The sequence below is a fragment of the Oceanobacillus sp. FSL W8-0428 genome, assembly GCF_038004405.1.
GTDB lineage: Bacteria > Bacillota > Bacilli > Bacillales > Amphibacillaceae > Oceanobacillus > Oceanobacillus sojae.
On sequence record NZ_JBBORB010000001.1, the window covers coordinates 762228 to 775653 of the forward strand.

Sequence of the window (13426 nt, forward strand, 5' to 3'; positions counted from 1 at the left end):
TTAAAAGCAGCAGATTAATATCCTGCCAAATCATTGATGACTTTTTGAACATCTTCTTTAAATAAGTTTCATTTCTTTACCGATTTTTTCATAGATACCAATTGCATGATCCAGCATCTCTTTCGTATGTGCTGCTGTCGGCATATTACGGACACGCCCAGTACCTCTTGGAACTGTCGGGAATACAATTGCTTTCGCGTATACTCCTTCTTCATACAACCTCTTACTAAATGTCTGCGCCTGCTTCTCATCACCAATAATACAAGGTGTAATTGGAGTCTCACTCTCTCCAATATCAAAGCCCAGTTCTTTTAATCCTTTTTTCAAGTAATTCCCGTTCTCCCAAAGCTTCTCGTTCAATTCTGTGCTTTCCATTAGAATTTCAATCGCTCTCGTGCTCGCTGTCGCATCTGCCGGAGATACGGCTGTAGAGAACAGGAATGGACGGGAGCGGACTTTCAGCCAATCAATCAGCGCCTGTTTTCCTGCAACATAACCGCCGATAACACCGATCGCCTTAGACAAAGTCCCCATTTGAAAATCAACTTTATCCTGTAGTCCAAAATGTTTTACGGTACCAGCACCGGATCCTGTTACTCCAGAGCCATGTGCATCATCCACATAGGTAATCAAGTCAAATTCTTCGGCAATCTCTACAATCTCAGGCAGCTTAGCAATATCCCCGTCCATTGAGAAAACACCATCTGTGATTACCATCACTTTATTGTATGTTCCTGACTCTGTCGCTTCTCTCGCTTTAGCACGCAGGTCATCCATATCGGAATGCTCAAATCGGATAATTTTTGCTTTAGATAAACGGCAGCCATCAATAATAGAAGCATGGTTTAAAGAATCTGAAAGAATAGCATCGTTTTTATCCATGACTGCTGAAATTGCCGCCATATTACAGTTAAAACCGGATTGATAAGCGATGGCTGCTTCTGTACCTTTAAATGCAGCAATTCTTTTTTCCAATTCAATATGCAAATCCAGTGTTCCATTAATCGTACGGACTGCTCCAGCTCCAACACCGTGTGAATCAATTGCCCGTTTTGCCACATTCTTCAATTCCGGATGCGTTGCCAGACCTAAATAGTTATTGGAAGAAAGATTGATTAACTTTTTCCCTTTAATCAGAATTTCAGGACCATTTGCACCTTCCACTGTATCAATTTCGTTATACAGACCGTTTTCCTTTAAATCAGCAATATTTGTGTCCAAAAACTGGTCTAAATTCCGGCTTGTCATACACATCACCCTCCTCTAAATCATCTTAAATGTAATCCCTTACAAGTATAACATAATAGTATTCCAATCCAACCATTTACAGAATTAACGAACATGTATAAAAATTAATGTTTTTCCTGCTAGCCAAGATGTGTACTTTAGCCTATACTAAGATAGTTGATTATTATTCAAGCTTATGATGGAGGGTTGAAAAGAAACATGCGAAAGGTTCTACTTACTTTGTTCATTTTTGTCATTGCCGCAGTCGGCGCTTTTGGTTATTCAAATGCTCACAGCGATAATAATGAAGAAATCGAACAAAATCCGGCTTCCACTTCTACAGAAATCCACAACTAAGGAACAATCAGGCAATTATTGAATATAGATAAAAGCGTATGTGTTTAAGAGGATGTTTAAAAAGCAATCTGCATAACAAATAGCTGAAATAACTGATATCACAAGGTGTCCTGCTTCTTAATATAAAAAGTATGATACCTTTTTTTATTAGTTATTAAAAAAATAGCTTAAGAGTCTATGAGACTCTTAAGCTATTTTTTATGCTATCTATTTTAAGGGGATTTTATTCAACGATTGTTACGTTAACTTGCTGTCTTCCAAAGCTCAATGCTTCTTCTTTTGTTGGTACGTGAAGATCAATTTTGTTTCCTTGGATTGCACCGCCGGTATCAGCAGCTGTTGCATAACCATAACCTTCTACGTATACTTTACTTCCCAGTGGAATAACGCTTGGATCTACAGCAATAACTTTTGCATTTGGATCTGCATTTAAATCTACTCCTGTTGCAGTAACTCCAGAACATCCATTACATCCTGCAGTGTATGCAGTTGCTTCTACAGAAATAGTTTGTCCCTGTGGAGACTCATTTGAAGATTGTTCTTCTGATTCAGAAGCTGATTCTTCATTTGAAGTTTGCTCAACAGCAGATTCTTCTTGTGCAGGTTCGCTTTCTTCTTCAGCTGACGCACTCTCTTCTGCAACTTCTTCTGTAGCTGGTTCTGCAGCTTCAGCAGTTGCTCCATTAATTGATAACTCAGCACCAATAACAATGATGTCTGACGAAAGTTTATTCCATTCTTTTATATCTTTCACGGATACACCGAATTTTTTAGAGATGTCTGAAAGTGTATCACCTTTTTCAACTGTGTATAATGAAGATTCTTCACCATCTTCATCTGGTTGACTTATATAGATAACATCTTCTGGATGAATAACCGTTGTTGTAAGACTATTTATATCAAGTAAGTTTTGTACGCTAGTATCATATTGATCGGCAATCTTCCATAAGCTTTCTCCTGATTCGACCTTATGTTCATTTTCTTCAGCGGAAACTGTTGTTGCAGCTGCACTAGTAATAATAATTCCAGCAGATAACGCTGCTACGAGTTTTCTCATCTGATAACCTCCTTTGTTTTTTCACAATCACTATCCTACCACAGGATTCAAGAGAATACAGTTACAGGACGGTTAAGTGTGAATTACAATGATTACATAATGCTCGTTTACTATTACATTTGTAACAATTCTGTTATAGAAGCGGACAGTACTACTTGTTTTGTGACAAAACCACGTCAAACGGAGGCTTCTGTAATAATAAAAAAGAGCTCTCTTTTTATAGAGAACTCTCCTTCAAACGCTTGCCAGTATTTAATTAGCTGCTAAAGAAGTTTGAAATAGCACGGAAAATATCACTAAAGAACTTCGCTACCTTCTCCCAAAATCCTTGGTCTAAACCTAAATCTTCTGCTCTTTCGACAAGGTTGTTTGTAATATCCTCTAATTGTTCCTTCATTGATCCAAAGTCAATGTCTAAATCTCTCATTCTATTTACTAAATCAATAAGCATCTGCCGATCAGCGTCATTAAGCTTAATATCCAAATTGTTCAACTGCTCATTAACGATTTGCTCTACTTCTTCTTTTGTAACTGGATCCTGTTCAGCAATCATTTTCTTAATTTCTGTTAAAAGTGTACTTACATCTTCATCACTTACACCATCATTGTCAGCTAAATCCGTTGCCACTTCTAACTCATCATTCGCCAGCTCCATCCGATCTTTATCTAATTCTACTCCTTCTACATCATAAGCTTTATAAATTCCTGTCAATGCAGAGTGGCCAGATACCCTTACAGGCGATACAACATCCACCGTTACATTTTCTGCTCCGGCTGTCAGCAAAGCATTCATATACATTTCTTTTGTTACCTCTGTTATATTATCTGGTGTTAAGATATTTACTTCCAGTCCACTGCCATCTGACTCCAAAGTAATTCTTGCAGAAGAGTACATATTTGAATCTGGGTTTCCATTTATAAAATCAGCATAATCCTGGCCTGTAACGTCATGTTCTTCATAAGTGGCATTGTCTGAGATATCCAATATTTCTCTTACCTGTGCACGCTGGCTGTCGTTAAGCTTTTCTCCATAGATAATTGTAGTATTAGAAGTTGCTGAAACTGGCAATAAAATGCTAAAAAATAAGATAAAGCTTAGCGCACCATATTTCAACACCGATACTAACCTTTTATTCATTTTGTTTACTCCTTTTCTTCGTAAGGGCTTCCCGCTCTTACTTTTGATATTTGTTGCAGAGCAACTATCATCATTTATTATACCCTGTAGAAAAAATGATTACATGTTTTTAAACAATTAATTTACTCCATAGGTTAAATGTAAATGTGGAAAATAAAATTACTGCTTTCTCATTTCTCTTTTTATCATTAACAGTACCCTTTCTGTTTTCTCGTAAAACAGTTCTTTTTTTATTTTTAAACTCAACTTTCGCACCTAAAATAATAACTTGCTTATCATTGAGACATGTGTTGATCGTTCCTTACACCTATCTCTTGACAAAGCATAAACTCTAGCTAGAAATAGGGTAACGTGTAAGGCCACCGCTGGAAGGGGGTTCTATACTGTTTAATACAACTGAGCAAATAGAATTTAAATCAGTAAAGAATATCTTTTTTGTGGTACATATAAAATGTCCAGTCATGATTACTTTCTGTTCATAAAAGCTATTCCTGATATTTACTATCCCATGCTGTTTTATCATTTAAATTGCCTAGTCAAGTCAACCATTTGAAACACTGAAATGATCTTTTCATCAAGCAAAAATCGATTATTTCATCCAACTCCATCAGAATATGAATTCTTTCATTCGCTGTAGAAGCATGACTGAGCGCAGACCAACCACGTAGACTCCTATGGGAACAGGGCGAGCTGAAGATCCACTTGAAAAGCGGGTTTCTTTTCAAGTTAGCTGAAGCCGTCCCCATGGAAAGCGGAGTGGTTGGTCGGAGCGGCGCTATACACAATCTTCATTCAATCAAAAAGTAACAAAATGCATGCAGGATAATGAAAAACATGATTATCCTGGCATGGTAAGGTATAGATGTTTATTATCAGGTACGAAAGTTGAGTTATAATTAAATTAATGTTTTTGAGCAGATAACTTTTCATTTAGTTCGTGTTTGTGTATATTTGGAGTAGCGAAATAAATAAAGATACGATTACGGGATTTTCGTATCCCCCGTTTTATAAAGACGGGAATTCTACAAATGGTAATAACGCAACGAATTCACAAAACTTAAACGGACGACTGCAGATTGTTTCAGGGAAGGTATGGGTCATTGGCACTTATGCCTTTTTCATATGTACTCGTGCGCTTATACCATTCTGAATAAATATATATGAATCTGCAGTTAATGCAAAAAGCTAGAAAGAAGGTTTGAACGTTATTAATACACATCCAGGAGTAAAACGGAACTTGGTGATTATGTGGCTTGCTAATTTCTTTATTAGCGGAAGCATGACAATGGTTGTACCTTTTATTTCCTTGTACATTCAGTCAATGGGTAACTTTTCAGCTTCCTATGTACAAACATGGTCAGGGTTAACCTTTGCCGTTACTTTCATCAGTGCATTTATCTTTGCACCGATTTGGGGAAGAGTCGGCGACCGCTTTGGAAGAAAACGCCTGATGGTTATGTCGGCGTTGGGAATTGGAATTTCGGTATTTTTAATGGGATTTGCAACAACAGTATGGCAATTATTTATTTTACGTTTTTTAATGGGAATTGTAACTGGGTTTATTCCTATGTCTCAGGCATTTATTGCAACCCAAACGCCAAAAGAAGTCGCAGGAAGAGTGTTAGGAACCCTGCAGACAGGAACGATTACAGGCTCTTTGATGGGGCCGTTGCTTGGCGGAGCACTTGCTGATGCGTTTGGGTATTCCAGCACCTTTAAATGGGTGGCGGTAACTATCTTTATATCCGGATTGCTCGTCATATTCGGAGTTAAAGAAATGCAGGTTAAATTTTCAAAAGAAGAAGACACAAAGAATTACTCAAGAAAAGAAGTCCTGCAGTATATTCTTAAAAAACCAATCTTATTGATTGTTTTATTGATGTCTGCTCTTGTGCAGATAGCGCACTTTAGCGTCCAGCCAATCCTGTCACTATTTGTTGAAGAAATTCATGGTCCAGTCAATCTGGCATTCTTTGCAGGTATTGCTTTCTCAGCAACAGGAGTTGGAAATCTAATGATGACCAGACGCTGGGGAATGATTGGAGATAACCATGGTTATACAAAAGTATTGATTATAATGCTATTTGCATCCGGGTTGGTTTATCTGCCAGGCATGTTTATAACAGATATTTGGCAATTGGTCGTTTTACGGTTCTTACTTGGTCTATTCCTAGGCGGTATTATTCCAATCCGCGTAGCCTATATTCGCAAGGAAGCACCTCTGTCTACGCAAGGAGAAGTGCTTGGCTACGATACAAGTTTACGCTTTTTCGGTAATATTATCGGGCCGATGCTTGGCGGCACAATTGCAGCTACATGGGGATTTTCTTCTGTCTTTTTAACAACAGGACTGCTGCTTATTCTGTGTGGTTTTATTATGCTTATAGCCTGGTTACGTTATGAGCATGAGCCAAATACAAAACGATCCCATTCACATTCTTTCTCCTCCAGGTAAAAATATTGATTTGTTTCTATAATTATGCTAAAACTAACAAAGCAAGGTTAATTATTATAGAAAGAAAGTGATAGCAATGGGTATCGTTGTCATCGAAATATGTGACGGAAATGCCATCACTACTATAGATATTGAATCCATCTTAGAGAAAGAATTCCCTGAGGTCGCGGTTCTAATGAACGAATGCTTGTCATTCTGTGGCCTATGTGCTGTACGTCCATATGCCTTAGTAAATAATAAACGTGTATTTGGAAAGACACCGGAAGAATGTCTTGATAAAATACGTTTGCAAATTAAAGAAGAGCTTGCAGTTTATGAATAACTGCAAGCTCTTTTTGTATATTTCGACAATATTTCCCGGGAAATCACAGACTTGCTTCGAAAATTTCCAGTGAGTCTTTTTTTGTTAAAGACCGATAGTTACCAAATGTCGAATTCGCTGTAACGGTTTTCTCTGCCATTTCTTCCACCGTTGATTTATCTATATTATAGTCTGCCAATCTGGACGGCGCACCAAGCTCATTCCAGAATTCGCGCAAGCAGTCAATCCCTTCCAAGGCAACTACTTTATCTGATTTCCCTCTTGTATCCACGTCAAAGACACGGACTGCCAATTGTTTAAATCTATCAACATTACTCTCGTCTAACACATGCTTCATCCAATTAGGAAACAGAATAGCCAGACCACCGCCATGCGGAATATCATGAACAGCCGATACAGCATGTTCTAAATTATGCGTAGCCCAATCACCGCGATAGCCTAAATTCAACATATTATTTAAAGCGAGCGTTCCGCCAAGCATCGCTGTAGACCTGTAAGCATAATTTTCAGGGTCTGCTAACAGCTTTGGCGCCACGTCAATTAATGTTAACAAAATACCTTCGCACCATCTGTCTTGAATTGGTGTATTTTCTTCATGATGAAAATAATGCTCTAAAACATGTGACATCATGTCCACTAAGCCATAAATTGTTTGGTCATGCGGCACAGAGAAGGTATGCACAGGATCTAAAATAGAAAACTTCGGATAAGTATAGGGAGAGCCCCACCCATGCTTTTCATTGGTTTCCCAATTTGTAATAACTGAACCTGAATTCATCTCGGAGCCCGTAGCTGCTAAAGTTAGTATTGTTCGCCAGCAGGCTTTTCTTTTTTCGTCACAACATCCCACATATCTGCATCTGTGACAGCACCGACAGCAATTGCTTTCGTACAGTCAATCGTACTGCCTCCGCCTACAGCTAAAATAAACTCAATCTTCTGCTCACGACAGATACGGACGCCCTCACGTACAGTAGAAACTCTAGGATTGGGTTCTACCCCGGACAGTTCAAAAACCTCCGCATTGATTTTTTCCAATTCTTCCAATACACGGTCATAGATGCCGTTCTTTTTAATACTTCCGCCGCCATATACAATCAGGATACGGCTTCCATAAGGCTGAATTTCACCAGACAGCTTCTCTATCTGACCTTTTCCAAAGATGAGTTTTGTTGGATTGTGATAGATAAAATTCTCCATATAATCTCTCCTTATGCTTTACGGTATGCAACAATATCCATTTCTACGAGAACATCCTTCGGCAAACGGCTTACTTCTACACAAGCACGGGCCGGGTATGGCTCCTCCAGTGCAGCACCATAGATTTCATTTACGGTTGCGAAATCTTCCATTGAATTTAAGAAAATAGTAAATTTCACAGCATTGGCAAAGCTTAAATCTGCCTCTTTTAAAATAGCCTGTAAATTTGCTAATACCTGTTTTGTCTGAGCTTCAATTCCTTCTACTACTTCACCTGTTGCCGGATCAATCGGAATTTGTCCTGAAATATAAAGAAAATCTCCTGCCTCAATTGCTTGAGAATACGGTCCAATTGCTGCTGGTGCGTTGTTTGTCTGAATAGCTTTCATAAAAAATCATCCTCCACTCTCTTTTTTAATACATGTTGTTGTCATAATCATCAGTTAATTACTCAAAAACTCGAATCGGCAAAATAACCTTTTTCATACATAAAAAAGATATGACAACATCTTTGTATGTAGAAATACCTCTTTGATAAAGAGAATTTCATATACTGTCATCATATCAGTTTTCCGATTCCATTTCTATTGCTTCCTTATATGACATTACAGAAGAAACATAATAAATATCACCATAGCACGCATCTAATTCTTCCGCTTCTTCTCTCCGGCAAGAATAAATGGAACTCTCTCTTCCTGCCTCTTCATACATGTTTTGCGAATAGGCAATTGCCGCTTCCTCCGAATAGTTCTCCTCCATTTCTCGAACATACCTAATAAAACCAGGGCCAAAATTATAAGCTTGTACGGCCAGCTCTTCATCCCCCTCCGCCTGCTCATATATCCAGGCAAAAAAGGATACTCCCTGTTCAATAGAATGCTCCGGGTCATCAATACACCCTATTTCTCCACATAGACTTTCAGAGGATTGCATCGGATCCGTACCGCGTCCACCAGATTCCTGCATCATCATTGCCAGAATGGTATTGGTCTGCTCTTCAATTCCATGTTGTTTCGCATATTTCTCAACCAGTGGTTTATATTCCCAAATCTGCTGATTTAAAGCTGGTACAGGATCTGCCTTTTCAAACTCCCGCTCTGGCTTATCAGTGATTTGATAAACTATCAAGGAAAGTATTAATAAGGACAGACCAAATACAAGTCCAATTATCATCAGGTATTTTATTAAATCTACCAATTTACGCCATTTCTTTTGTTTCATTATCTTTTCTCCTTTAAAGCTTTCCCTAGCTTAAGCATCCCCCACACCGAGAATCCATATACCATGTGACCTGACAGCCAGATAATCCATGCCCATATATTATCTATTTCTGGTGTCCGGTCAGATAATATCGTCGTTGGAAAAATAATAAGCCCAATTACGCCGTTGCAAAGTAAATAAAGAGCCAGTCTCTGCTCCAATTTTTTCATTTTTAACAGGAGGTACAGTACCCATACTACAGATGTTGAAACAAGCAGATGCAAAGAAATTTCGATCCAATCAGGCAAATACATGCTCCCTAGAACAGGAAAATAATCGACATTCATCAGCAATGTGTAAACAGGGATAGCTGTCCATTGCTGGAATACATATAAAAATCCTCCCAGCACAAAGCCTGATAATATACCAGTCAGCCAAACCATTTAGTATCCCTCCCTGTTTAAGCATCTGCAAATAACTTCTTCTCTCTCCATTTCCCAAAACGATAGTACATAATAGCAGCGATACTGCTTAAGATAAAGCTTGCTCCTACACCGAATGCAATACCAATCTCACCAAACAGACTGGAGAACCAAGCCGTAAGCGGATAGCGCAAAATCCAGAAGGAAATAATATTTAATACCAAAACTGCGTACATTGCTCCCGCTGCTCGGACCACCCCATTTAATATGAAATTAATCCCTAAAAACGGATAGCATAATGCAACGATCTGGAGATATAATGTTCCAAACCGGACAGATGCTTCGTCCTGAATAAACAATCTCACACCATATTCAGCAAAAACGGCGACGATAATGCCGATCAGCAGCATAATAATAAAATTATAGATAACGCCGTATTTAGCAACATCCCTGACTCTGCCCCAATTCTGAGCACCGATATTTTGACCAGCCATACTCGAAATTGCGATGCTTAAAGCATGTGCAGGCAGCATCAACAAGCTGTCTAAACGCTGTGCCGCACTATACCCTGAGACAACCGCCTCTCCCTGCGCAGCTACAACCCCAATAATTGCCGCTGCTCCGGCAGAAATAACAGCCATTTGCAGGCTGGAAGGAATACCGATATGCAAAATTAATTTAATCTCTTTCCAGCTTGGCATACTCGGGATGGTAAATGGAGCTAGATCCTTCTTCACAATATAAAAGAAACCAAGCAAAAAAGAAAATCCCTGTGATACTACTGTAGCATATCCTGCACCAGTAATACCCCATCCAAACGTATCAATAAATAATGGGTCCAGTACCGCATTTAATATCACCGCTGCTGTCACAAAATAAAGCGGCGTTTTACTGTCTCCTATGGATCGCAGCACTGTGCTTATAAAGTTATAGCCGAATAATAATAGGATTCCAATAAAATTTATCCGCAAATAAATTGCTGCATCTGTCAGCATAGCCTCTGGTGTGCCCAGTAAATTCAGCAGTACCTCTGCAAAAATAAATCCTGAAACACCAAGTAATAAAGCAATACATGTCATAAGGACAACAAATGCGTTTAAATAACGCTTTAGACCTTCCTCATTCTGTTTTCCTTTTTGCTGAGACAGGATAGTTAACGCAGCATTATTTAAACCAATAATAAGCGAGAGCACAACGAATAGAATGCTCCCGGAAATAGCAACAGCACCTAAAGCATTCGCACCAAGCAGATTCCCAACCCACAGACTATCAATAAATTGATACGATATCTGCAGCAGGTTTGCCAAAAGAATTGGACCTGAAAAATAAAATAGACTTTTTCCAATACTGCCTTTTGTAAAATCATATTTCTTAGCCATTTAACTGCACTCCTGATTCACTCTTACCTTACGCCTTTTATTATAAAGGGAAATTGATAAAAAAAGAAAGAAACGCCCATTATTATATAGCATAATAAGCGCTTCTTCTGAAAAAAATTTAACTAGCTGGCTTGCACTCTGTTGTTCCTGTCCATTTTATCCCTCGACATGTACTGAATCACAAACATAACAACAAATATAATAAAGCCTATCGTATCAGAATACCCTTCTGGATAGATTAATAAAAGTCCGGCAATGATTGCTATAATCCGTTCATACCATTTCACATTGCGATACCAATAACCGATCATTCCTGCGCCAATTGCAATCATTCCCAGCATGGCGGTAATTAATGACATAATTACTTCAAAAACAGTCGTATCAATCATTAGCAATGTCGGATTCAACACAAACATATATGGAATAATAAATGCTGCAATTGCGAGTCTAGTTGCATTTGCTCCTGTACGAATTGGCTCTCCCCCAGATATACCGCTTGCTGCAAAAGCGGCCAAGGCAACAGGAGGCGTAATATCAGCTACAATACCAAAGTAGAATACAAACATATGTGCAGCTAATATTGGAATAGCAACCTCCAGCTGACCATTCAGTGCCACAATAGCCGGTAAGGCAATCGTAGATGTAATAATATAGTTAGCTGTTGTAGGAGACCCCATTCCAAGAATAATCGATGTAACCATGGTAAATACGAGTGTCAGCATTAACTGAATCTCTGGTGAACTCGCAATTGAACCAGCAATAGAAACCAAACTGTTACCAAGCGTCAAGCCAAGCCCTGTTTTAGTAACTACACCTACAATGATCCCGGCACATGCAGTTGCTGCTGCTACACCAAGTGCAGTTCGGGCACCCTGCTCCAACGCCACAAGAAATTTTGTCGGTGTAATCCTTGTATCCTTTCGAAACAGGCTGACAAGAACGATTGATAAAATACCATAAACAGCCGCACGTTCGACACTCATACCTGTAAATAAGAAATAAACGATTGCTAAAATTGGTATTAATAAATGTATTTTTTTCAAAACGGCACGTTTACTCGGTATTTCCTCATCCGGCAATCCAACCAAGCCTGTTCGTTTTGCCTCAAAATGTGTCATAATCCAAATACCTGCAAAATAAAGTATCGCCGGAATAATAGCTGCTTTAGCAATATTCCAGTAGCTTTCCCCGGCAAACTCGATCATTAAAAAGGCGGCAGCCCCCATAATTGGCGGCATGATTTGTCCACCTGTTGAGGCTGCTGCCTCAACAGCACCGGCAAAGTTCTTCCGATAACCGAGCTTTTTCATCATAGGAATCGTATATGATCCAGTTGTTACTGTATTCGCAACTGAGCTTCCTGAAATTGTTCCATTTAAAGCACTGGAGAAGATAGCTACCTTTGCGGGCCCGCCGACTCTTTTTCCTGCAATAGATATGGCCAAATCATTAAAATAATTTCCAATACCTGTCTGTACTAAGAAAGCTCCAAATAAAAGGAACAAGAATATAATAGTCGAGGATACCTGTAAAGGTGTACCCAGTATTCCTTCTGTTGTAAAGAACATCGATTGAATCAATTGTTCAAGCGACAGTCCTCTGTGCGCAAAAGCCCCCGGCATATAGGGACCAAACAGTGCATAACAGAGGAACAGCAGCGCAATAATGATAATTGGAAGTCCAACTGCCCGTCTGGCTGCTTCAAGTACAAGTAAAATAGCTAAGCCGCCAATAATCATTTGCATAAGTGAAATCCCGCCAAATTGCTGCACAAGTGTATCATAAAATACCGGCCAATAGCTGCAGACAGCAATTGCTAGAACCATTAATACATAGTCATACCATGGAACTGTATCTTTCTTTGCTCCGCGGACAGCCGGAAACAATAAGAAAATAAGTACAAGCGCAAAGCCTAAATGAACAGTCCGCTGGATGTAGGCTGTAAACTGCCCGAAAATACCGGTGTACAACTGAAATATCGAAAATGCAATTAGCAGGAGAAAGACAACACTGGCAATAATTCCTTTTAAATTTCTTGTTTTTGATTCTGTATCATATTTTTCCAATAATTCCTGCTGCTCTTTTTCTGAGAGATTTTCATTATTTTTCTCACTCATGAATCCTCTCTCCTTCCCAATAATCTAATAACGTAATCCAATCTACTTTTACTTTATACCAGTCACCAGGTTCAAAGTAATCGTTAAAAGGAACTTCACAGCATGCCTCGTCATTACTGTTCTTCTCCCCCCAGGCTAAGCGGTGATTGGACACAACCTTCCCATTACGGATATTTAACGATTCAAACTGGTGCTTCATATTTCTGATATGATATTTTCCATCCTCATAGATAAATTCTTCATTCTCTCCGGCATTACTGGGCATTCCGATACCAAATTCTTCGTATATAATTTCGTATTGCTCAATTTGTAAATCATCTGTTACTTTATATTTTTCAACCACATCCGTTAAGTGAATCGAATGCGTAAAGGTAATTGAGAAAGAATCATTTTCATGTAAAGGTAAAAAAGCCGTCAATTCTCCGGATTCCCCATCATGAAAAATCAAAGCTGTCTGAATCGGATAATTCACGCCAATACTAATTCCAATAATGATAATGATTACAAGCAAAACAAGTCTTTTTTTCCTTTGCATACCAGCATCACCTAATT

General features: G+C 38.8%; 12 protein-coding genes and 1 pseudogene. 3 read left to right on the forward strand and 10 right to left on the reverse strand.

All coding sequences use genetic code 11. The features are described 5' to 3' along the window. Nucleotides 1-57 precede the first annotated feature (57 nt). Entirely contained in the window at nucleotides 58-1248 is a 1191-nt protein-coding gene (locus MKY30_RS03330) for a glycine C-acetyltransferase (protein WP_339283372.1), read from the reverse strand. Between the two features lie 198 nt (nucleotides 1249-1446). Here MKY30_RS03330 and MKY30_RS03335 point away from each other — a divergent pair, with 198 nt between their 5' ends. Then, the gene (locus MKY30_RS03335; protein ID WP_186813724.1) at nucleotides 1447-1584 is read left to right on the forward strand and encodes a hypothetical protein; all 138 of its coding nucleotides are present in this window, start codon (nucleotides 1447-1449) and stop codon (nucleotides 1582-1584) included. Nucleotides 1585-1807: 223 nt separating this feature from the next. Here the strand turns inward: MKY30_RS03335 and MKY30_RS03340 are convergent, their stop codons facing one another. Together MKY30_RS03340 and MKY30_RS03345 are read right to left on the reverse strand one after the other, a co-directional pair. Then, a complete protein-coding gene (locus MKY30_RS03340) occupies nucleotides 1808-2641 on the reverse strand; it encodes a 3D domain-containing protein (RefSeq protein ID WP_339283374.1) in 834 nt (277 codons plus the stop codon). A gap of 256 nt (nucleotides 2642-2897) precedes the next feature. Next, entirely contained in the window at nucleotides 2898-3779 is an 882-nt protein-coding gene (locus MKY30_RS03345) for a DUF1002 domain-containing protein (protein WP_341082833.1), read from the reverse strand. 1246 nt (nucleotides 3780-5025) lie between these two features. Here MKY30_RS03345 and MKY30_RS03350 point away from each other — a divergent pair. Continuing rightward, entirely contained in the window at nucleotides 5026-6234 is a 1209-nt protein-coding gene (locus MKY30_RS03350) for an MFS transporter (protein ID WP_341085587.1), read from the forward strand. Between the two features lie 76 nt (nucleotides 6235-6310). Continuing rightward, a complete protein-coding gene (locus MKY30_RS03355) occupies nucleotides 6311-6556 on the forward strand; it encodes a YuzB family protein (RefSeq protein WP_077602350.1) in 246 nt (81 codons plus the stop codon). A gap of 43 nt (nucleotides 6557-6599) precedes the next feature. Here MKY30_RS03355 and MKY30_RS03360 read toward each other — a convergent pair. The 7 genes and pseudogenes from MKY30_RS03360 to MKY30_RS03390 form a co-directional block, all read right to left on the reverse strand. Continuing rightward, nucleotides 6600-7756 (reverse strand): annotated as a pseudogene (locus MKY30_RS03360) (iron-containing alcohol dehydrogenase). Nucleotides 7757-7767: 11 nt separating this feature from the next. Beyond that, on the reverse strand, nucleotides 7768-8145 hold the full coding sequence (locus MKY30_RS03365) for a RidA family protein (RefSeq protein ID WP_147212730.1): 378 nt from the start codon (nucleotides 8143-8145) through the stop codon (nucleotides 7768-7770). 175 nt (nucleotides 8146-8320) lie between these two features. Then, on the reverse strand, nucleotides 8321-8977 hold the full coding sequence (locus MKY30_RS03370) for a lysozyme family protein (RefSeq protein WP_341082834.1): 657 nt from the start codon (nucleotides 8975-8977) through the stop codon (nucleotides 8321-8323). Further along, nucleotides 8977-9399: a hypothetical protein gene (locus MKY30_RS03375; protein ID WP_341082835.1), complete on the reverse strand. Its 423-nt coding sequence runs from the start codon at nucleotides 9397-9399 to the stop codon at nucleotides 8977-8979. Before MKY30_RS03375 ends, MKY30_RS03370 begins: the two co-directional genes overlap by 1 nt. A gap of 17 nt (nucleotides 9400-9416) precedes the next feature. Then, nucleotides 9417-10757, reverse strand: a complete 1341-nt coding sequence (locus MKY30_RS03380) for an MATE family efflux transporter (RefSeq protein ID WP_156985189.1) — start codon at nucleotides 10755-10757, stop codon at nucleotides 9417-9419. A 122-nt stretch (nucleotides 10758-10879) separates the two neighbouring features. Beyond that, a complete protein-coding gene (locus MKY30_RS03385) occupies nucleotides 10880-12874 on the reverse strand; it encodes a TRAP transporter permease (RefSeq protein WP_341082836.1) in 1995 nt (664 codons plus the stop codon). After that, nucleotides 12867-13409, reverse strand: a complete 543-nt coding sequence (locus MKY30_RS03390) for a DUF1850 domain-containing protein (RefSeq protein WP_156985191.1) — start codon at nucleotides 13407-13409, stop codon at nucleotides 12867-12869. The genes MKY30_RS03385 and MKY30_RS03390 overlap by 8 nt, the downstream gene beginning before the upstream one ends. Nucleotides 13410-13426: the final 17 nt, after the last annotated feature.

Coding starts and splice junctions, on each gene's coding strand:
- MKY30_RS03390 (WP_156985191.1), bottom strand. CDS start 13,409: ATGCAAAGGAAAAAAAGACTTGTTTTGCTTGTAATCATTATCATTATT.
- MKY30_RS03370 (WP_341082834.1), bottom strand. CDS start 8,977: ATGAAACAAAAGAAATGGCGTAAATTGGTAGATTTAATAAAATACCTG.
- MKY30_RS03350 (WP_341085587.1), top strand. CDS start 5,026: ATGTGGCTTGCTAATTTCTTTATTAGCGGAAGCATGACAATGGTTGTA.
- MKY30_RS03330 (WP_339283372.1), bottom strand. CDS start 1,248: ATGACAAGCCGGAATTTAGACCAGTTTTTGGACACAAATATTGCTGAT.
- MKY30_RS03335 (WP_186813724.1), top strand. CDS start 1,447: ATGCGAAAGGTTCTACTTACTTTGTTCATTTTTGTCATTGCCGCAGTC.
- MKY30_RS03385 (WP_341082836.1), bottom strand. CDS start 12,874: ATGAGTGAGAAAAATAATGAAAATCTCTCAGAAAAAGAGCAGCAGGAA.
- MKY30_RS03340 (WP_339283374.1), bottom strand. CDS start 2,641: ATGAGAAAACTCGTAGCAGCGTTATCTGCTGGAATTATTATTACTAGT.
- MKY30_RS03365 (WP_147212730.1), bottom strand. CDS start 8,145: ATGAAAGCTATTCAGACAAACAACGCACCAGCAGCAATTGGACCGTAT.
- MKY30_RS03380 (WP_156985189.1), bottom strand. CDS start 10,757: ATGGCTAAGAAATATGATTTTACAAAAGGCAGTATTGGAAAAAGTCTA.
- MKY30_RS03375 (WP_341082835.1), bottom strand. CDS start 9,399: ATGGTTTGGCTGACTGGTATATTATCAGGCTTTGTGCTGGGAGGATTT.
- MKY30_RS03355 (WP_077602350.1), top strand. CDS start 6,311: ATGGGTATCGTTGTCATCGAAATATGTGACGGAAATGCCATCACTACT.
- MKY30_RS03345 (WP_341082833.1), bottom strand. CDS start 3,779: ATGAATAAAAGGTTAGTATCGGTGTTGAAATATGGTGCGCTAAGCTTT.